This window comes from Bacillus sp. 3G2 (assembly GCF_044324725.1).
Classification (GTDB): Bacteria; Bacillota; Bacilli; order Bacillales; family Bacillaceae_G; genus Bacillus_A; species Bacillus_A mobilis.
Genome location: NZ_CP172246.1, coordinates 2,361,646 through 2,380,604 on the forward strand (window position 1 = coordinate 2,361,646; position 18,959 = coordinate 2,380,604).

Here is an 18,959-nt window from a genome sequence, read left to right on the forward strand (position 1 = left end):
AAAAATGATGACGAAAGTATATGCATCGATGGCAGGAAATGTATGGAAGATTGTTGTAGGAGTAGGAGATACAGTAGAGGAAGAGCAGGATGTCGTCATTTTGGAATCTATGAAAATGGAAATTCCAATCATTTCAGAAGAAGCTGGCACAGTTATGAAAATTAATGTGCAAGAAGGTGACTTTGTAAATGAAGGAGATGTATTACTAGAAATTGAATAGGGAGATATAGGGGGAAGCGAATTGAAACTACCTAATTTTGCTGTCATTAAAGAAGTCGGGCCACGGGATGGCTTGCAAAATGAAAAAAAGATTGTTGGCACAAAAGATAAAGTAAAATGGATTCAACTACTTACAGAGGCGGGATTATCGTACGTTGAAGTTTCCTCATTCGTTCACCCTAAATGGGTTCCTGCATTAGCAGATGCAAATGATGTGTTTTCTGAGCTGAAAAGGGATCCAAATGTTACATATGCAGCGCTTGTTCCAAATCAAAATGGTTTGGAACGAGCTTTTTTGCAAAATGTAGATGAGGTGAATGTTTTTTTATCAGCAAGTGAATCTCATAATAAAAGTAATATTAATAAATCAATTAAAGAAGCATTAGTTGTCATTGAAGATATAACAAAGCAGGCAACGTTCGAAGGTAAAAAGGTAAGAGGCTATGTTTCTACAGTATTTGGTTGTCCTTATGAAGGGGACATAAGTGTCGAAGCAGTTGACGAATTATGTAATCAACTATTCTCATATGGCATTTATGAAGTCTCTCTTGGTGACACGATCGGTGTAGCGAATCCGTTACAAGTAGAGCGCGTAATAGAACATTTATTAAAGAAATATGATGCTTCTCAGTTTGCAATGCACTTCCATAATACGTATGGAATGGCTCTGGCAAATGTAGTTAAGTCATTAGAATATGGTATTACAACATTTGATAGTTCTTGTGGCGGTCTTGGGGGATGTCCATATGCACCAGGAGCATCAGGCAATGTTGCAACCGATGACTTAGTACATATGCTCCATAAGTTAGGTGTCCAAACGAATATTGATGAAGAGAAGTTATTGAGAGCAAGTCAATTTATTCAAAGTAAATTAAATATCCAATTACCGAGTCATGTGTATAGAGCGCTTCAACATAAAACGATAAGTAGGTGAGAAGATGCTACAATTACAAAACATTTCAGTTGATTATGTAACACCACACGTTGTAAAGATTTCATTATATCGTGAAAGACAAGCAAACTCATTATCTTTAGCGTTATTAGAAGAGTTACAAAACATATTAACTCAAATAAATGAAGAGTCAAATACTCGTGTAGTTATTCTAACAGGTGCTGGTGAAAAAGCATTTTGTGCTGGAGCTGATTTAAAAGAACGTGCCGGCATGAATGAGGAACAAGTTCGTCATGCTGTTAGTATGATTCGTTCTACTATGGAAATGGTTGAACAATTACCACAGCCAGTTATTGCTGCTATAAATGGAGTCGCACTTGGTGGTGGTACGGAATTAAGTTTAGCTTGTGATTTTAGAATTGCTTCAGACACTGCAAGTCTTGGTCTTACTGAAACTACACTTGCAATTATACCAGGAGCAGGTGGTACGCAGCGTTTGCCAAGATTAATTGGTGTTGGTAGAGCGAAAGAATTAATTTATACAGGCAGACGCATTTCGGCGCAAGAAGCGGAAGAATATGGTCTAGTAGAATTCGTTGTACCAGCTCATTTACTTGAAGAGAAAGCGATTGAAATGGCAGAAAGAATTGCTAGTAATGGTCCAATTGCTGTTCGATTAGCAAAAGAAGCAATTTCAAACGGTATTCAAGTTGATTTACATACCGGATTACAAATGGAAAAACAAGCGTATGAGGGTGTAATCCATACGAAAGATAGAATAGAAGGATTACAGGCATTCAAGGAAAAACGCACACCAATGTATAAGGGGGAGTAAATATGTTAGATCAAAAACAAGAATCGAATACATTTGAAGAACGAGTTGAAACGATTAAACAAGGCGGCGCACCAAAATATCATGAACAAAATAAAGAAAAAGGAAAACTATTCGTTCGAAATCGCTTAGCTCTTTTATTTGATAATGGTGAATATGTAGAAGATGCATTATTTGCAAATTGTGAACAAACGGGATTACCTGCTGATGGTGTTATTACAGCAACAGGTAAAATACATGGTCGCACTGCATGCGTAATGGCAAATGATTCAACAGTAAAGGCCGGATCATGGGGCGCACGTACAGTTGAAAAGATTTTACGTATTCAAGAAACGGCAGAAAAATTACATGTTCCGTTATTTTATTTAGTTGACTCTGCTGGAGCGCGTATCACTGATCAAGTAGAAATGTTCCCAGGGCGCCGTGGTGCAGGAAGAATCTTCTACAATCAAGTGAAATTATCAGGTAAAGTTCCGCAAGTATGCTTATTATTTGGACCTTCTGCAGCTGGTGGTGCATATATTCCAGCCTTTTGTGATGTTGTTATGATGGTGGAAGGAAATGCATCTATGTATTTAGGATCTCCTCGTATGGCTGAGATGGTTATCGGTGAGAAAGTAACTTTAGAAGAGATGGGCGGAGCTCGTATGCATTGCTCAGTATCAGGATGCGGAGATGTTCTATGTAAGACCGAAGAAGATGCGATTACACAAGCAAGACAATACATCTCATATTTTCCAAACAACTACTTAGAGAAGACTCCATTGGTTACACCTCAAGAACCGAAACAATTCGAAAAAACGTTAGAACAAATCATTCCAGAAAATCAAAATGCTCCTTTCAATATGAAAGATCTCATTAACAGAATTATTGATGAAGGTTCTTTTTATGAAGTAAAAAAATTATTTGCTCAAGAACTAATTACAGGCTTAGCACGTATTGATGGTAAGCCAGTTGGTATTATTGCAAATCAACCGCGTATGAAAGGCGGCGTATTATTCCACGATTCAGCTGATAAAGCAGCGAAGTTTATTAATTTATGCGATGCATATCATATTCCATTATTATTCCTTGCAGATGTACCTGGATTTATGATTGGTACAAAAGTAGAGCGTGCTGGTATTATTCGCCACGGTGCAAAAATGATTTCTGCAATGAGTGAAGCAACTGTACCGAAAATTTCTATCGTTGTTCGTAAAGCATATGGTGCTGGTTTATATGCGATGGCAGGTCCAGCCTTTGAACCAGATTGTTGTCTTGCATTACCGACAGCTTCTATTGCGGTAATGGGCCCAGAAGCTGCGGTCAATGCTGTATATGCAAATAAGATTGCAGCTTTACCAGAAGAAGAGCGTGCTAGCTTCATTGCTGAAAAACGTGAAGAGTATAAGAAGGATATTGATATTTACCATTTGGCATCAGAGATGGTCATTGATGGTATTGTTCATCCAAATAATTTAAGAGAAGAGTTAAAAGAACGATTCGAAATGTATATGAGTAAATATCAAGTATTTACGGATCGTAAACACCCTGTTTATCCAGTTTAAAAGCCCTATTTAGGGCTTTCTTGCTCAAAAAGTCAAGGAGGGGAAAACATTGAAACAAGCAGTTTGGTTTCCAACAGAAGAGTACAAAGAAAAAACGCGTTTATATGGTTGGATGAAATCATTGGGATATGAAGATTACGAAACGTTTTATAATAAGTCAATCGAAGAAACAGCTTGGTTTTGGGGAGAAGCTGAGAAAGCGGTAGGCTATCAATGGATGAAACCTTATACAGACGTGCTAGACTTAGAGAATGGTACGCCGTTTGCACAGTGGTATAATGGCGGAACATGTAACGTTGTAGAATCAGTTTTATCGCGTTGGCTTGCAGATGATGAAACAAGAACACAACCAGCACTTCAGTACGAGGGAGAAAATGGAACTTCAAAATCATTTACATATGAAGAACTTGACAACTGGGTAAGCCGCGTTGCAAACGGTTTGAAACATGCTGGTATTGAAAAAGGCGACCGTGTAACAATTTATATGCCGATGATTCCAGAAACAGTTGTTGCGATGCTAGCTGTTATGAAAATCGGCGCAATTATTTCACCAATATTCTCAGGCTTTGCGTCTGATGCAGTCATGACACGTGTGCAAGCGGCAGGGTCAAAAATGATCATTACTGCAGATGGTTTTTCACGCCGAGGTAAAGTTGTTTCATTAAAAGACGAAGTAGATAAAGCTTGTGAACATTGTCCAACTGTTGAAAAAGTCGTTATCGTGCGTCACGCAGGAAATGAATTTACGCCGCATAATTATGATTTTTCATGGAGTACGTTAGAAAAAGAAAAGCCATTTGTACATGCAGAAGAAATGAATAGTGATGACCCATTAATGCTTATATATACTTCTGGAACAACTGGGAAACCGAAAGGAACAGTACATACACATGCTGGTTTCCCTTTGAAAGCTGCATTTGATGCAGGATTTGGAATGAACATCAAACAAGGTGACCGTGTATTATGGGTAACTGATATGGGCTGGATGATGGGACCATTTTTACTATTCGGTTCTCTTATTAATGGGGCAACCATGGTTATGTACGAAGGTGTTCCAGATTTCCCGGAAGCAGATCGGTTATGGGAGACAGTTGATAAATATGAAATTACACATCTTGGTATATCACCAACATTAATTCGTGCGTTAATGGCAAAAGGTGATGAATATGTGAATAAACATTCACTCAAAAGTTTAGAAGTATTTGCCTCAACAGGTGAACCTTGGAATCCAGATCCTTGGATGTGGCTATTTGAAACAGTTGGAAAAAGTAATGTACCAATTTGTAACTATTCAGGCGGAACTGAAATTTCTGGTGGGATTTTCGGAAACGTCCTTATTAAACCAATTGCACCGATTAGTTTTAATGCATCTTTACCAGGAATGGCAGCGGTTGTGCTCGATGATCAAGGTAATCCAATTCGTGATGAAGTTGGAGAATTATGTTTAGAAAAACCTTGGGTTGGTATGACGAAAAGCTTCTGGGAAGACGATGAGCGTTATGTGAACACATATTGGTCACGTTTTGAAAATAAATGGGTTCATGGTGACTGGGTGATTTATGATGGCGAGCAATATATTATTACAGGACGCTCGGATGATACGTTAAACATTGCTGGGAAACGTATTGGACCTGCTGAATATGAATCTATTCTTGTGAAGCATAATGATGTCATAGAAGCTGCCGCAATTGGTGTACCTGATGATGTGAAAGGTGAAGTTTGTCATTGTTTTGTAGTACTAAGGGACAATGTAACATTCACAGGAGAGTTAAAGAAAGAATTAATGAGTTTAGTAAACTCTCATATTGGAAAAGCATTATGTCCAAAAGATATTCACGTTGTAGAAGATTTACCGAAAACACGTAATTCTAAAGTAATGCGACGCGTCATTAAAGCTGCTTACTTAGGAAAAGAATTAGGTGATTTATCATCACTTGTAAATCCTGAAGTAGTTCCGTTTATTCAGGGGTTACAGTCTAGTAAATTATAAAATATAAAGTATGTATAACATGAACTGGCCTCTAATTGTTAGAGGTCAGTTTTTATTTTTTTGCATTGCAATGAAAAGAAAAAGTTAATTATTAATGTGAGGATTTTAAATATATACAATGGAAGTTTTTATAGTAATACATTTGGTTTTTATGTGTATAGGATAATTTAGTACATGTGTTTATTTTTTCTTTTCTATGTTTTTGCCTCGTACACTTCGAAGCTAGTGGACATACTATATTAATAGAAATGATTAGGGGGTGAGGTATTGGGTTCTCGATTTAATAATTGTAAAAAGAAGTGTAATTGTAAACAGGATGATTGTTGGGATGTTTTCGAAGAGTGTAAAAAAGAACAGAATGAGAAATGTGATGACTCTTGTGTACAAGGAATTAGAGATGAGCTTAAGAAATTAGTTAATCAAACGGTACAAATTAACACAGAGGGACGTACTTATGTAGGTACAATTTCGTCTGTAAGTTGTGACGTCGTTAAGCTTGCAGCTATTCCTGGAGCAGTTGGGGTAATTATCTCGATTTGCAAAATTGAAGCAATTTTTCCTCCTGTTACAACTGTAACTGCTGGGTTTGATTTTAACGGTGTCGATGTAGCAAACAAAGCATAAGTATATTATTTTTCTGTAAAGTCATTCATATGAATGGCTTTATTTTATTTTTGTATAAAAGGAGAATATATACTCTACATAGAATTAAGGTTGAGTCTAGAAATAATGGTGTAAGAAAGGAGAATAGAAGTGATTAGACTAGAGCCCTTTAAAAGAAAGGATTTTAAACAGTTAATGAATTGGATTAGTTCCGAGAATTTTTTAATACAATGGTCAGGAAATGCATTTACATATCCTTTAACTGAACAGCAATTAGATAAATATATAGAAAGTACAAATACACTTGCCTTCAAAGTAATAGATGAACAGAGTGCAGAAGTAGTTGGTCATATTTCACTTGGGCAAATAGACAATATAAATAAGTCTGCAAGGATTGGAAAAGTGTTAGTTGGTGATACGAAAATGAGAGGACGTTCTATAGGGAAACATATGATGAAAGCAGTACTACAAATTGCATTTGAAGAATTAAAACTACATAGAGTAACTCTTGGTGTTTATGATTTTAATACGTCGGCCATTTCATGTTATGAAAAAATAGGATTTGTAAAAGAAGGTTTATTGCGAGAGTCCAAAAAAGTAGGAGAAACGTATTGGAATTTATGGGAAATGAGTATGCTAGAATATGAATGGAGCGATAAAAAATAATAGTTATCTGTAATTATATTATGTTAATTAGATAGGGTATGGTGGGGAATTATGAATAATAAAACGAAAATCATTACAATTGCAGCTGTTTCAGGAGGAGGTAAAACTACTGTTACAGAAAGATTAACTCAAAAGCTAACAAATTCAAAAGCGCTATATTTTGATAACTATCACTTTAAAAACTGTCCTAGTGATATTTGTAAATGGATTGATGATGGAGCAAATTATGATGAATGGGTACTTACACCATTAATTCATGATATTCAGTATCTTATACGAGATAGTAACGTAGATTGTATCATTATAGATTATCCTTTTGCATACTTAAATAGTGAAATGCGACAATTCATTGATGTAACAATATTTATCGACACACCTTTAGATATTGCGATGGCTAGAAGAATCTTGCGAGATTTTAAAGAAGGTACAATAGATGAAATACATAATGATTTGAATCATTACATGACATTTGCGAGAAAAGCTTATTTAGAGGCAATTCATGCTGTTAAGTCGAATTCGGATATTGTATTGGATGGATCTTTATCTGTAAGTGAAATAATGAATCAGGCTATAGAGGAACTTGGTCTAAGAGAAGTGATTGTCAATGGTTAAATGTATAGAGGAATATGTACAAGTTGACGATTTTAAAATGTATACGAAAAAGTTCCAAGGAAAGAAGCTGCAGCCAGTCATTATAATGGAGGCAGGTTATGGCGATTATTCAAAGACATGGGATCATATTGCTGAAGAGTTGACGGAATATGGGACGGTACTTACATATGATCGAGCGGGATTAGGGAAAAGTGGAAAGAGTTCCAAGAGAGGTATTAGTTCTGAAATGGTAAAAGATTTAAGATGTTGCTTAGCGCAATTACAATTGAAACCACCTTATATTTTTGTAGGACATTCTTTTGGTGGTATAAATGCACGTTTATTTGCGACTTTTTATCCCGAAGATTTGTTGGGAATTGTTTTGGTGGATTCGACACCAGAAAATTATAAAGAAGCATTTTTACCAATCATGTCTACTGAATTTCAAGAAGCTTACTATAAACAGTTTATATATGAAAGTTCATATGGAGAGTTTACATTTAGTTTAAGTGAAGTAGATAGATATTGTAAATCAATGAATGATATTCCACTTGTCGTTTTAGCTGCGGGTAAAAAAGCTTTTTATTCGCCAGATGCACAAATGAAATGGTTGCAATTGCAAGAAGATTTATTACGACTATCAAGCAATAATAAATTTGTAATAGCAGAACAAAGTGGTCACTATATTCAAAAAGATGAGCCATATTATGTGATAGATGCTATTAAGTGGATTATAGGGTAGGGGAGAGATAAATATGTACACTTTATTTCAATACAATTGGCAAGTAAGGGACGACTGGTTTAAGTTGTGTGAAAAACTTTCAGAGGAAGAACTACTCCGCATGCGTGTAGGGGGTGTTGGGAGTATTTTAGAAACATTATTCCATATTGTCGATGTTGAATACAGCTGGATTAGCGCACTTCAAGGAAAAGAAGATAATGAACTGCAGTTTAAAGATTATCAATCAATCCAAAAAGTGAAAGCGTTATCTGATTTATATAAACGAGAATTAGAAGTTTTTTTGCAGGTGTGGTCATCTAGCCTAGAATGTAACATATTAAAAGCTTCGTGGACAGATAAAACATACACATACGGTGAAGTTTTAAGACATGTAATTGTGCACGAAATTCATCACATTGGTCAGCTATCTATATGGGTGAGAGAGTTAAATCTTCAGCCTGTTTCAGCGAATTTAATTGGAAGAGGACTATAGATGTATAAAGCGGCTTGCACTCTAAGTGTAAGCCGCTTTATATATCTATAAGAAGATTTCCTAGTTGAAATCCTCGGATTTTTTCTGACGTATATGTAAAAACATTAAAAATGTAATAATGAAGAAAATCAATAATGTCTGTATGATTAAATTTTGAAACTGAAGCAAAACTGTCCAAGATGTAACAGCGTCTTTAAAAGCTTGGAACGCAGAGTATGAGGAAGGATCAAAACCGTACTGTAGTAACTTTTTTGTTTCAATAAAAGTACTGTTTTCATCATCAGCCTCTAAAATTACTGAAATAAGTCTAGTATCTCCTCGTTTTGCTGTACTGACAAAACTATAATTACCATTGGTTGGAAAACTAGTTTGTAAGCCGTCAACACCTTGGAGTTTAATGTTTTTATTAAGGGAATAAATCATTTTATTTGTGTTGAAAACTTTGGAATCCTTGAAGGTAAATTGGTAAGAGGTTAGCTTCGTAATATTCAATACATCGGGAAAGTCTTTTACTAATTGTGTTGCTAGTTTAACAACGTCTATTGCCGTTGTAGTTGATTGTTTATTCGTATCGTTATTCATTCCAGTAGCATTTAGAAATGGGGATGGTTGTGATAACTTTAGTTGTGTTGCTTTTTCATTCATTAGAAGTGTAAAGTTATCTTCATTTCCAGCAATGTGTTCTGCAAGGGCAAGTGCGGAACGATTATTTCCTGTCAAAAACAATGCATGTAGTAAATCACGAACTGTCGTTTGATCTTCAGAAGTTACTTGTATAGGGCTCGTTTCTGCTCGGAAAACTTCGCTACTTATTTTTACTAACTCATCTAACTGTATTTTGCCTTCATTCAGTTGTTCCATTGCGATATATTCAGTCATTAATTTAGATAAAGTAGCTGATTGTATAGGAATTTCCTCATTTTTTTTATAAATAACCTCACCTGAATTAGCATCTATTAAAATAGCTGATTTAGCTTGAATAATTGGACCATTTACATAAAGATAAAAATATAAAACAATAAGTGCTGTAATAACAAAAGATAATAATAAAATTGTGAACTTTTTCAGGAATTGCATAAGCGATCCTCCTACTATGACATCAATAATACTATTGTAAAAAGGAATGCTTAATTAGGAAGAAAGAAAAGGTAAAGAATTTCTAAAGAATTATAAAGGATTATTAAATTTTGGATTTTAATGGGAAATAAAAGATCCAATTTCTTATATGGTAAGAAATTGGATCTAAAATTAAGCTTTATTAACATTTATGTGGTTGTAGTTTTACAGTGAAAGTTGTTTTTTTATCATCACTATATACTTCAATTGATCCTTTATGCAATTCGACAATACTTTTTGCAATTGCTAATCCGAGCCCAGATCCACCGGTGTTTGTAGAGCGAGATTTTTCAACGCGATAAAAACGTTCAAATATATGAGGTAAATCTGTACTAGGAATAGGTTGGCCGTAATTTGTTATATCTATAGTAATCATATTATTGCTTTCATAGGCAGCAAGGTCGATATATCCACCCTCGTTTCCATAAGCGATAGCGTTTATAATAAGATTTTCAAACACACGCACTAATTTGTCTCCATCAGCTAATACCATGAGTTTTTGAGATGGGAAAGAAGGGCGACATTCTATATTAGCTTCTTGAACTTGTATGCGGAATTGAACAGTTAATTGTCCCAGTAGCTCTACAATATCAATGGGAACAGAATATAAACTTAACTCTTTATTTTGAACACGTGTATATTCAAACAAGTCATTCATTAATGCATTAAGACGGGTTACTTTATCGTAAATGACTTGTATATAATGGCGTAATTCCACTTCATCTCTATAATTATCATGATGGATTAAATTTACGTATCCAACTATAGAGGTAAGAGGAGTACGTAAATCATGCGATACATTTGTAATAAGTTCACTTTTTGCTTGTTCCGCCTGTCTCTCTTCATCAATTGAGACTTTTAATTGTTCAACAATCTGATTTACTCCGGTTGCTAACTCTTCCAGATAATTATGATTTACGATAGACACTTTATGATTGAAGTTTCCATCTGCAATATAACGAATTTCTTCTATCATTTTTTTAATACAAGTTTTATAGTAAATCTTTCTTTCATGACGATAAAAAATGTATAGGTAGGATGAGAAAATAGAAAATAAAAACAAATAAGATACAATCATCATCCATAGAGATTCCTTTATTCCTTTATATTTTTCATATCCAAAAATTCTAATGAATTCTTTTCCGAGCTCGCTTAACGTGAGTGAACTTTCAATTACACTTGTAACAAGGCGATATATAATTAATTCAGTAATAGGAGTAAGTGTAATGGCTAACATAAACCAAAAAATCAACTTCCATTTTGGGATATCTTTTAATATATCAAATGCTTCATTTCTCAATTTTATAGCCTACTCCCCAAACAGTATGGATAAACTTCTCTCCATTCATTCCTGTTTCAAGTTTATCTCGTAAATTACTAATGTGAACCATTACAGTTTTATTTGAGCCATAACCATCTTCATTCCAAACGCGTTCAAAAATTTCTTCGGAACTAAATACTCTTCCGGTATTACTCGCAAGTAAATATAAAATATCAAATTCAATAGATGTAAGTTTAATATATTCTCCATTTACTTTAACAGTATGATTATGTTTGTGTATTTCAGCAGAACGAATACGAATAATACCATCTTCATTCTTGGGGGAAGTGGCATTTTGGAAAGACGATCTTCGTAATAAAGCTTTCACTCTAGCTACTAATTCTAATGGATTAAATGGTTTAATCATATAATCATCTGCACCTGTCATAAGACCTAAAATTTTATCCATATCTTCTGCTTTTGCACTAAGCATAAGAATAGGTACAGTATTATTTTCACGCACTTCTTGGCAAACTTCTAATCCGTTTCGTTTTGGCATCATTATATCCAGTACCATAAGGTCAACTTCATATGTAGAAATCATTTGTAATGCTTCATCTCCATCATATGCTTTATAAATGTTATAGCCTTCATTTCGCAAATAAACAGCAAGTAATTCAACAATTTCTTTATCATCATCAATAATTAATATATTTTTATTCATTATGTAGTTCCTTTCCTAACAAATCATTAACATTACTATAATATCAAACATTTATGTATTTTGTAGCAATGATTCCACATAAAATTTCATGTAACGTATAAAAAGGGATTAAAACATTCATAACGAATACAAAGAAGAAAGATATTTAAATAATGTATTATACTGAAAGTGAAGAATAAGGGGGGGACTTGCTATGGTATATAAAGAGATTTATTCATTTACTCCAACTGGAAAAATTGAAAATGATATAAAAGCTTTTCTATTAAAATACAATAAAGAACTTACATATAAACATTCAATTCGGGTGGCAAATGAAGCTCGAAAAATTGCGATTAAGTATCATGAAAACGAGGAAAAGGCAGCGATTGCAGCATATTTACATGATATTAGTGCAATCTTTCCGAATGAAGTGCGGATTGCAGTTGCTGAACAATTTAGAATAGAGATATTACAAGAAGAACGAGAATTCCCGATGATTATTCATCAAAAACTGTCGAGAATAATTGCAAAAGAGATATTTAGAGTGGAAGATGAAGAAATTTTAAATGCAATTAATTGTCATACTACACTACGTAAACATTCAACGAAGATGGATTTAGTGTTATTTGTTGCTGATAAAATAGAATGGGATCATAATGGGACACCACCTTATTTAGTAGAAATAAGAAAAGGATTAGAAAAATCTTTAGAACATGCTGCTTTCGTATATATTTCATATTTGTGGGATAGAAAAGAAACGTTGAAAGTTATACACCCGTGGCTAGAAGAAGCATATTGGCATTTAAAAGAAATTGTAGAGTAGAAAGGATATAGGGATGTAATTAAAAGAGTATATGAATCAAATATTTCCTGGATTTACATTAGTACCACATATATACTTTCAGTGGGAAAATTATTTGCATTTTCATTTTGGGAAAGAGAAATGTCCAAATGTCGAAAGAACTGACGATTTAAATATGGAATACTTCACTCAACTTTATACATATAATAAATACTTGTTTGAAGATATATTTTCAAAAGAAGATGAAGTGTTTTTAGTAACAAATGTTTATCGATTTAAAAAGGGAAATGTGAAAAATCCGCAGAAAATAAATGTATACAATAGTTTTATTAAAAAGAGGGATTTAAATTTCAAGTTAAGGCAAGAAACATTACCTTTTCTATTTGAAGATGAAGAAGCTGATTTATATTGTACATATCAATTTTCGTTAAAATGTTTTGCTAGCGATATAAAGTATAAACAGCTTATTCAAGCTGCAAATCATGAAGATTTTCCAGGTCTTTATCCTCGTTTTGGATGCGAAAAAGAAATTTCTTATCCAGATGTATTTCTCATAAATACAACAAAAGATATTATCATGTATATTTACGATGATAGAGGATGTGAAGTGATTGCGAAGAATAAAGAAACAATACGAAACTTATATGAGAAATATAAAAAGTGGATTCCAGATTATGAACGAGAAAGCATAGATAACTTATTTAAATGACAACAATGGGGGAAGTGAAGTGTGTAATGAAACGTATTGCAATCGTATCCGCATGGGAACCAGAACTTACGTATTTGCATCAATATTATCCAAGTGAACGTATTGAAAAAAGAGCAGCTTGGGAATTTCATTTTCATTATATAAATGATTTGGAAGTTATCTCCGTTATAACTGGAGTTGGCAAAGTAAGTTGTGCAAGTTGTGTACAATTATTAATTAGTGAGTTTCAGCCAGATGAGTTGTTTATGACAGGGATATGCGGAAGCTTATCAAATAAGGTGAAAAATGGTCATATTGTAGTAGCTCTTAATGCAATACAACACGATGTTACTGCTGCTGGTTCGGGGGAGGATGTTTTTAATTTATATAATGGTAGAACAGCACCTATTGAAACAACAAAGTCAATTGTAAGAAGAATAAAAAAGATCCGATCATATGAACCGATTCATTTCGGTACATTTTTATCTGGAGATCAACGTATCCGTAGTTCAGAAATGAGATATTTGCTCCATACTGTATATGGAGCATTAGCGGTTGATCAAGAAGTAGCAGCATTCGCTTATGTATGCCAAATCAATAACAAGCCTTTTCTATGTTTAAAAGCTGCTTCAGATCAAGCAAATGATAAAACGAAAGAGGAACAAAAAATCTTTAAAATGTTAGCATGTGAACGAGCGTGCGAACATTTAATTGCTTTTTTACGAGTGTATGAGATTAATGTAGTAAATAATAGATAGTTAGAGGGGGTTAATATTGGAAAGTACAAATAGAATAGCTATTCTAGGTGCAAATGGAAGAGCCGGGAAATTCCTTGTAAACGAAGCGTTAGAAAAGGGATATCAAGTAAAACTATTAACAAGAAATTCTAATAATATCAAAATAACAAATGAAAACTTAGAGATTATTAATGGAGATGCACGTGATTTTTCTTCAATACGGAAATTACTTAAAGGTTGTCGAGTTGTAATAAATGCGGTTGGTCAACCAAAAAATGAATCTTATATTTTTAGTACAGTAACGAAGCATATTTTAGAAGCAATGAAAGAATTTGAAATAAAAAGATATATACTGATTTCTGGAGGTTCTTTAGATGTGACAGGAGATCAAAAGGGAATTATAAATAAAATAGGAACTACCTTGTTTAAAGTATTTTTATCAAAGATGATGCAAGATAAATATAAAGAATTGCAAATTATTCAAGGTAGTGATGTAGATTGGACAATTGTTAGATTACCATTTGTTATGGAAGGGAATGGTATTGGAAATATAAAAGAGAGTTTAGTAGATATGCCAGGAATCAAAATTCAAAATAGTGATATTGCTCCGTTTGTTATAAAACAAATTAATAGTGAGAGGTATGTAGGAAAATGCCCGTTTATTTCAAATTAAATGGTAGAACTGAAAATTAAAGAATGATGGGTAGAGTGGAACTAGAACATTTTATGTATTTGAATGTTAAATTTAACACGAGTAAGTGGAGGATAATTTTATATGATTCAATACAAAAGATGCAGTGAAGTAAGTATCGATTTAGTGTATGAAGCTTTTAAAGATGGATTTTCAGATTACATTATTAAAATGGAAGTTTCAAAAGAAGATTTTATAAAAAGATTTTTTGGACCAGAAGGGAATTCACTAAAACATTCCTTTCTTGCTTTAGATTTAGACGATAATAAATCTGTTGGTGTAATACTTGGCGGGATAAAGGATTATGAAAACATAAAAACAATGCGCTGTGGAACATTAGCGGTTCATCCTAATTACCGCGGTATTGGTGTGAGTCAAAAGTTATTTGAACTGCATAAAGAAGAGGCGCTTCAAAATGAGTGTAAGCAACTTTTTCTAGAAGTTATTGTAGGCAATGACCGAGCGATTCATTTTTATACGAAATTAGGCTATGAAAAAGTGTACGATCTATCTTATTATAATTTAAAAGATATGACTAAAATAATAAATAAAGATTGCAAGGGAATTGAAGTAAAACACTTAGATTTCCCATCTTTTAAACTTGAAGTTCAGAAATGGTTACACTTCCATATAAATTGGCAAAATGATATGGATTATATCGAAAAAACAAATAATACATTTTACGGTGCATATGTCGATAATGATTTAAAGGGTGCTATATGTGTGAATGAACATGGTAAAATCAGTTTTCTTTTCGTAGACAAAGACTATAGAAATCGTAATATTGGATCAAAATTATTACAAATAGCAAGAGATGAGTTGAATGTAACAAGTTTATCAATTGGGTTTCCAAACAACAATTTACTAGAAGGATTTTTAAAGAAAACTGGATTTGAAAAGAATTCTTTAGCACAATATGAAATGTATGTTTTGATATAAAAAGCGGAAGGAATTATTCTTACGCTTTTTATTTTTGTACTATATTGATATTTTACTTTGTATAATATTCTTTTTTTATGTAGAATAGATAGGATGGGAGGGGATGAAATGAATAATGGATTAAAGTTTAAGATTTTTGAATTACATTGTTTCGTTCAAAAAACTTATTCTGATATTAAAACAGCATGTGATATTGCTATTTATCAAGAAAACACTTCTAAATATTTAATTTCATTAGGATTTTTAAATAAATCATATATGACTTATATAGAATCAAAAAGATTTTATCGTGAAAATGAAGAACTTGTAAGTGTAGAATTTGATAATTTCTTTGATACATATGATAAATTAGAAGAGGAATTAAAAAAAGTTATTTCAACTGAAGATAAGAATCCGTCATTGCTACATAGCAGATTTGATCAGTTTCAGCAGAAAGTTGAAAATATAAATGACCTAATAAAAGTAATGCAAAATGCTCGTTAATGAATGCTTTTTTCTTTTCAAATGAAAATTATGCATTAAAAATATATTAGGGATATTACATATTGAAGGGATGACTTTTGTTTGCTACAGAAGTCATCTTTTTATAATATGGTTTTGTGTAATGTGTTGTAATTTTTATTTTTCTATTTTTAATAGGAATACATTTAAGCAGTTTCATATTTTAGGAAATTATACGAGGAAAATAACATGAAAAATAAAAAAGAAATAGCTATAGTTGCCTTAACAACAGGATTAGCCTTAACAACTGTAATACCGTATGGAGTAAGTTATGCAGAGGAAAAGGGTCAAATGCAAGTTGAAATTCAAGAGGATTCGTTCCGTACAGGTGAACTTACACAACCATCACAAAAGACACCTGAGAATGTAGTAAAAGATGCACTTAAGGAAAAGACGGAGCATGCTTTGTCTCAAAAACAAGTTAGTGGAGACGAAGGGGTAGATTACAAGGTTCTTCAAAAACGTGGGGCTTATGATGGGACTACACTTGTTCGTATGCAACAAATATATGAAGGAAAAGAAGTGTATGGACACCAATTGACTGCTCATGTAGATAAAAAGGGTATTATTAAAAGTGTTTCAGGAGAAAGTGCACAAAATTTAACACAAGAAGATTTAAAGAATCCAATTAATTTATCAAAAGAAGATGCAAAACAATTTATTTATACGAAGTACGGGAACGATATTACATTTATTTCTGAGCCAGAAGTCAAGGAAGTTATTTTTGTAAATGAAAATAATGGACAGGCTAGCAATGCATATCAAGTTACATTTACAGCTGCAACACCAAACTATGTATCTGGAACTTATTTAGTGAATGCTAATAATGGAGATATGTTGAAAAATATGGTGCAAGAGTCAGATTTAAAAATAAGTGAAGAGCATGTTAAATTCATTGAGGAGAGTAAAAAAAGTGATGTCAAATCATTAACCGGAACAGGTAAAGATGATTTAGGTATAATTCGCACATTTGGTATTTCTGAACAAAGTAATGGGGAATATGCACTTGCTGATTACACAAGAGGGCAAGGAATTGAGACATATGATGTAAATTATAGAGATATTACTTTTGAAAACAGATATTATCCTGGTATATTAGCAACTAGCACTTCAACCATATTTAATGATCCAAAGGCGGTAAGTGCTCATTTCTTAGCAACAAAGGTATATGATTTTTATAAAGATAAATATAAACGTAATAGTTTTGATAATAAGGGGAAAAAAGTAGTATCAGTTGTACATGCATGGGATTCTGGAGAAACAGATGATCCTAAAAATTGGGAGAATGCATTTAGTGCTAATATTAGCAATGTTAGTATGCTAATATATGGTGATCCAATGGTGAAAGCATTTGACATAGCGGGCCATGAATTTACACATGCGGTTACATCTAGCGAATCTAATCTTGAATTTTCCGGAGAATCTGGGGCAATTAACGAGGCGTTATCTGATATTATGGGAACGGCTATTGAGAAATACATAAATAATGGGGAATTTAATTGGACAATAGGAGAACAAACTGGATCAGTTCTCCGTAATATGAAGAATCCATCTGCAGTCAAATTTTTTAATGGATTACCGTATCCAGATGATTATAGCAAATACAGTGATTTAAACGGAGAAGATAATGAGGGCGTTCATTTTAACTCAAGTATTATTAATAAAGTCGCGTATTTAATTGCACAAGGTGGAACTCAAAACGGTGTAACTGTAAATGGTATTGGTGAAGATAAAATGTTTGATCTTTTCTATTATGCAAATACAGATGAATTGAACATGACTTCTAATTTCTCTGAATTAAGAATAGCGTGTCTTAAAGTTGCAACAAACAAATATGGTGCGAACTCAATTGAAGTTGAAGCGGTCCAAAAAGCTTTTGATGCAGCAAAAATTAAAGGAACAGTGAAAGAAAACGAAAAAACTGCAGAAAATCAAGTCCCTGAATTAACTGTACCTCTTACAATTACACTGCGTGTTGGTGATACTTTTAACCCGATGAGTAATGTAAAAGCTGTTGATAAAGAAGATGGTGATTTAACAAATAAAGTAAAACATAAAGGCGATGTAGATACTTCTAAACCAGGTACATACATTGTGGACTACTCGGTCGTTGACTCTCAAGGGGGGAATACAACGGCTACACAGACGGTAATTGTGGAGAGAAATGGAGAAACATTAGATTTAAACCCCACATTAACAGTGCCTACTGCAGCGACAATTCATGTAGGAGATTCATTCGATCCAATGGCAAAAGTATTAGCTATTGATAAAGAAGACGGCGATCTTACTTCTAAAGTAAAAGTTAATGGTGAAGTAAATACCTCTAAAGCTGGTACTTACGTATTAACGTACATAGTGACAGATTCTAAAGGACATGAAGTAACTGCGAAACAAGCTGTAGCGGTCAAAGTTAGAGAAGAAGTTAAAAATGAAATACCAATACTAAAAGTACCTGCTACAATTACAATTACTGAGGGAGATAAATTTGATCCAATGGTAGGAGTATTAGCTACTGATAAAGAGGACGGTGACCTTACTTCTAACGTAACGTATGAAGGAACTGTAGATACCTCTAAAGCTGGTACTTTTGAAATCATATATAGTGTCAAAGATTCCGTAGGTAATGAGGTTCATACAATGCAAAAAGTATTGGTGAAAGATAAAGACATTAGCACAGCTAATGGCCTTACTAATAACAGTAATATCCCGAACAAGAATAATTCCGATAAAAAAGAATCTACATATAAAGAACTTCCAAACACGGGTGCTAGTACAACTAACAGTGCAACAATGGGCATTTGGATGGTTATTGCAGGTACCGTACTCACTTTAGTTCGTAAATTTAGAAAGATACAAAAATAATAGTAGGATTTATTTCTCACACAATAATTATTAGATGAATTTTTTACTTAATAAGATTTTAGTATTTAAGTGGTGTATTTTGCTTCTATAAAACTTTGCATTTGG

At 33.3% G+C, this 18,959-nt stretch carries 20 protein-coding genes; 17 read left to right on the forward strand and 3 right to left on the reverse strand.

Going from position 1 to position 18,959, the window contains the following annotated elements; translation table 11 throughout:
* The first annotated feature begins 4 nt into the window (after positions 1–4).
* The 10 genes from ACHZK0_RS12035 (at position 5) to ACHZK0_RS12080 (ending at position 8,554) form a co-directional block, all read left to right on the forward strand.
* On the forward strand, positions 5–220 hold the full coding sequence (locus ACHZK0_RS12035) for an acetyl-CoA carboxylase biotin carboxyl carrier protein subunit (RefSeq protein WP_001987345.1): 216 nt from the start codon (positions 5–7) through the stop codon (positions 218–220).
* Positions 221–241: 21 nt separating this feature from the next.
* A complete protein-coding gene (mvaB, locus tag ACHZK0_RS12040) occupies positions 242–1,153 on the forward strand; it encodes a hydroxymethylglutaryl-CoA lyase (RefSeq protein WP_073515068.1) in 912 nt (303 codons plus the stop codon).
* Positions 1,154–1,157: 4 nt separating this feature from the next.
* The gene (locus ACHZK0_RS12045) at positions 1,158–1,946 is read left to right on the forward strand and encodes an enoyl-CoA hydratase (protein WP_073515069.1); all 789 of its coding nucleotides are present in this window, start codon (positions 1,158–1,160) and stop codon (positions 1,944–1,946) included.
* Positions 1,947–1,948: 2 nt separating this feature from the next.
* Positions 1,949–3,490 (forward strand): acyl-CoA carboxylase subunit beta, encoded by a 1,542-nt coding sequence (locus tag ACHZK0_RS12050; protein WP_270607708.1) that lies wholly within the window; start codon positions 1,949–1,951, stop codon positions 3,488–3,490.
* Positions 3,491–3,539: 49 nt separating this feature from the next.
* Positions 3,540–5,480, forward strand: a complete 1,941-nt coding sequence (locus tag ACHZK0_RS12055) for an AMP-binding protein (protein ID WP_262742994.1) — start codon at positions 3,540–3,542, stop codon at positions 5,478–5,480.
* A gap of 267 nt (positions 5,481–5,747) precedes the next feature.
* Positions 5,748–6,104 (forward strand): hypothetical protein, encoded by a 357-nt coding sequence (locus tag ACHZK0_RS12060; protein WP_061680401.1) that lies wholly within the window; start codon positions 5,748–5,750, stop codon positions 6,102–6,104.
* 129 nt (positions 6,105–6,233) lie between these two features.
* Positions 6,234–6,749, forward strand: a complete 516-nt coding sequence (locus ACHZK0_RS12065; protein WP_392387858.1) for a GNAT family N-acetyltransferase — start codon at positions 6,234–6,236, stop codon at positions 6,747–6,749.
* A gap of 51 nt (positions 6,750–6,800) precedes the next feature.
* Positions 6,801–7,361: a hypothetical protein gene (locus tag ACHZK0_RS12070; protein WP_270343923.1), complete on the forward strand. Its 561-nt coding sequence runs from the start codon at positions 6,801–6,803 to the stop codon at positions 7,359–7,361.
* Positions 7,354–8,082, forward strand: coding sequence for an alpha/beta fold hydrolase (locus ACHZK0_RS12075; RefSeq protein ID WP_262742996.1), 729 nt, complete (start codon positions 7,354–7,356; stop codon positions 8,080–8,082). The genes ACHZK0_RS12070 and ACHZK0_RS12075 overlap by 8 nt, the downstream gene beginning before the upstream one ends.
* 13 nt (positions 8,083–8,095) lie before the next feature.
* Entirely contained in the window at positions 8,096–8,554 is a 459-nt protein-coding gene (locus ACHZK0_RS12080; RefSeq protein WP_262742997.1) for a DinB family protein, read from the forward strand.
* 60 nt (positions 8,555–8,614) lie between these two features.
* On the opposite strand, the gene ACHZK0_RS12085 is transcribed toward ACHZK0_RS12080, so the two are convergent.
* The 3 genes from ACHZK0_RS12085 to ACHZK0_RS12095 form a co-directional block, all read right to left on the reverse strand.
* Positions 8,615–9,631 (reverse strand): D-alanyl-D-alanine carboxypeptidase family protein, encoded by a 1,017-nt coding sequence (locus ACHZK0_RS12085; protein ID WP_262742998.1) that lies wholly within the window; start codon positions 9,629–9,631, stop codon positions 8,615–8,617.
* Positions 9,632–9,812: 181 nt separating this feature from the next.
* Positions 9,813–10,970, reverse strand: a complete 1,158-nt coding sequence (locus ACHZK0_RS12090; RefSeq protein WP_242239320.1) for a sensor histidine kinase — start codon at positions 10,968–10,970, stop codon at positions 9,813–9,815.
* Positions 10,960–11,655: a response regulator transcription factor gene (locus tag ACHZK0_RS12095; protein ID WP_061680394.1), complete on the reverse strand. Its 696-nt coding sequence runs from the start codon at positions 11,653–11,655 to the stop codon at positions 10,960–10,962. The genes ACHZK0_RS12090 and ACHZK0_RS12095 overlap by 11 nt, the downstream gene beginning before the upstream one ends.
* 193 nt (positions 11,656–11,848) lie before the next feature.
* On the opposite strand from ACHZK0_RS12095, the gene yqeK reads away from it, so the two are divergent.
* From yqeK to ACHZK0_RS12130, 7 genes are all read left to right on the forward strand, one after another.
* Entirely contained in the window at positions 11,849–12,457 is a 609-nt protein-coding gene (gene yqeK / locus ACHZK0_RS12100; RefSeq protein ID WP_262743155.1) for a bis(5'-nucleosyl)-tetraphosphatase (symmetrical) YqeK, read from the forward strand.
* A gap of 31 nt (positions 12,458–12,488) precedes the next feature.
* On the forward strand, positions 12,489–13,145 hold the full coding sequence (locus tag ACHZK0_RS12105; protein ID WP_270344341.1) for a DUF3885 domain-containing protein: 657 nt from the start codon (positions 12,489–12,491) through the stop codon (positions 13,143–13,145).
* Positions 13,142–13,882 (forward strand): S-adenosylhomocysteine nucleosidase, encoded by a 741-nt coding sequence (locus ACHZK0_RS12110; protein WP_262743157.1) that lies wholly within the window; start codon positions 13,142–13,144, stop codon positions 13,880–13,882. The genes ACHZK0_RS12105 and ACHZK0_RS12110 overlap by 4 nt, the downstream gene beginning before the upstream one ends.
* A gap of 16 nt (positions 13,883–13,898) precedes the next feature.
* Positions 13,899–14,534, forward strand: a complete 636-nt coding sequence (locus tag ACHZK0_RS12115; protein WP_395761601.1) for an SDR family oxidoreductase — start codon at positions 13,899–13,901, stop codon at positions 14,532–14,534.
* 102 nt (positions 14,535–14,636) lie between these two features.
* A complete protein-coding gene (locus ACHZK0_RS12120) occupies positions 14,637–15,491 on the forward strand; it encodes a GNAT family N-acetyltransferase (protein WP_262743159.1) in 855 nt (284 codons plus the stop codon).
* 108 nt (positions 15,492–15,599) lie between these two features.
* Positions 15,600–15,974, forward strand: a complete 375-nt coding sequence (locus ACHZK0_RS12125; protein ID WP_061680389.1) for a hypothetical protein — start codon at positions 15,600–15,602, stop codon at positions 15,972–15,974.
* Between the two features lie 207 nt (positions 15,975–16,181).
* The gene (locus ACHZK0_RS12130) at positions 16,182–18,854 is read left to right on the forward strand and encodes a M4 family metallopeptidase (protein ID WP_395761602.1); all 2,673 of its coding nucleotides are present in this window, start codon (positions 16,182–16,184) and stop codon (positions 18,852–18,854) included.
* Positions 18,855–18,959 lie beyond the last annotated feature (105 nt).

Coding starts and splice junctions, on each gene's coding strand:
- ACHZK0_RS12035 (WP_001987345.1), top strand. CDS start 5: ATGATGACGAAAGTATATGCATCGATGGCAGGAAATGTATGGAAGATT.
- ACHZK0_RS12045 (WP_073515069.1), top strand. CDS start 1,158: ATGCTACAATTACAAAACATTTCAGTTGATTATGTAACACCACACGTT.
- ACHZK0_RS12050 (WP_270607708.1), top strand. CDS start 1,949: ATGTTAGATCAAAAACAAGAATCGAATACATTTGAAGAACGAGTTGAA.
- ACHZK0_RS12070 (WP_270343923.1), top strand. CDS start 6,801: ATGAATAATAAAACGAAAATCATTACAATTGCAGCTGTTTCAGGAGGA.
- ACHZK0_RS12075 (WP_262742996.1), top strand. CDS start 7,354: ATGGTTAAATGTATAGAGGAATATGTACAAGTTGACGATTTTAAAATG.
- ACHZK0_RS12080 (WP_262742997.1), top strand. CDS start 8,096: ATGTACACTTTATTTCAATACAATTGGCAAGTAAGGGACGACTGGTTT.
- ACHZK0_RS12085 (WP_262742998.1), bottom strand. CDS start 9,631: ATGCAATTCCTGAAAAAGTTCACAATTTTATTATTATCTTTTGTTATT.
- ACHZK0_RS12095 (WP_061680394.1), bottom strand. CDS start 11,655: ATGAATAAAAATATATTAATTATTGATGATGATAAAGAAATTGTTGAA.
- yqeK (WP_262743155.1), top strand. CDS start 11,849: ATGGTATATAAAGAGATTTATTCATTTACTCCAACTGGAAAAATTGAA.
- ACHZK0_RS12105 (WP_270344341.1), top strand. CDS start 12,489: ATGAATCAAATATTTCCTGGATTTACATTAGTACCACATATATACTTT.
- ACHZK0_RS12110 (WP_262743157.1), top strand. CDS start 13,142: ATGACAACAATGGGGGAAGTGAAGTGTGTAATGAAACGTATTGCAATC.
- ACHZK0_RS12120 (WP_262743159.1), top strand. CDS start 14,637: ATGATTCAATACAAAAGATGCAGTGAAGTAAGTATCGATTTAGTGTAT.
- ACHZK0_RS12125 (WP_061680389.1), top strand. CDS start 15,600: ATGAATAATGGATTAAAGTTTAAGATTTTTGAATTACATTGTTTCGTT.
- ACHZK0_RS12130 (WP_395761602.1), top strand. CDS start 16,182: ATGAAAAATAAAAAAGAAATAGCTATAGTTGCCTTAACAACAGGATTA.